At 48.9% G+C, this 624-nt stretch carries 1 protein-coding gene and 1 pseudogene; both read right to left on the minus strand.

Features of this window, described 5'->3' with window-relative positions; genetic code table 11:
* Positions 1 to 99: 99 nt before the first annotated feature.
* A pseudogene (locus tag WES_RS24515) lies at positions 100 to 237 on the minus strand (aldehyde dehydrogenase); the annotation flags it as partial.
* A gap of 90 nt (positions 238 to 327) precedes the next feature.
* Positions 328 to 624: DUF2931 family protein (locus tag WES_RS22705; protein WP_016235214.1), on the minus strand; the 297-nt coding region annotated here is incomplete at its 5' end.

Here is a 624-nt window from a genome sequence, read left to right on the forward strand (position 1 = left end):
CCCGAGGACGGACTCACCCACAGGCTCAGGTCCGAGTCGATGTTCCAGTTCGCCGAACAGTGCAGATAACGCCCGATGGTTCGCATCTCCTCCGCAGTGAAGCGCACGTTTAAACAGAATAATATGATCGCTTTGAATAATTTTTCCCTCATAACGCCACGCCCACTTCGATTTCAGCCAATTGCTGGATTTTGCCCCTTACTCGACAATCAGCGCACTGATTTCACTGGCGCGTTCGCAGTATTGAAGTTTAACCCGTCAAAACAATCAGATTGATGCTCAAAAGGATCTCAAGAAGATCCTTTTGAGTTTTCTAATCGTTATGCCCTACCAGTTACCATACGGATAGGTTTTCCCTTTGATGAAATCTGGTGTCTTTCCGTAATAAACATACCCGTTAGGATGTTTCGTTACCCCTTTGCATATCAGCATATCATCCCCTGTCAGGGTAAGCTGTCGTGCTGGTTGCTGGAGTACGGATGGGTTCCCGTTATCCTCAAGCCAGATCCGTACAGTACCGCCTGGAGCAAGACCAACAGCCATTCGCTTCCGGTAGTAAGGTTTACCTGGATGATACGGATCAGGATATGCCGTAGCCATCTGCTGCCACGTCTCCCGGCTGAA

It is taken from the genome of Escherichia sp. KTE31 (assembly GCF_000407925.1).
Classification (GTDB): domain Bacteria; phylum Pseudomonadota; class Gammaproteobacteria; order Enterobacterales; family Enterobacteriaceae; genus Escherichia; species Escherichia ruysiae.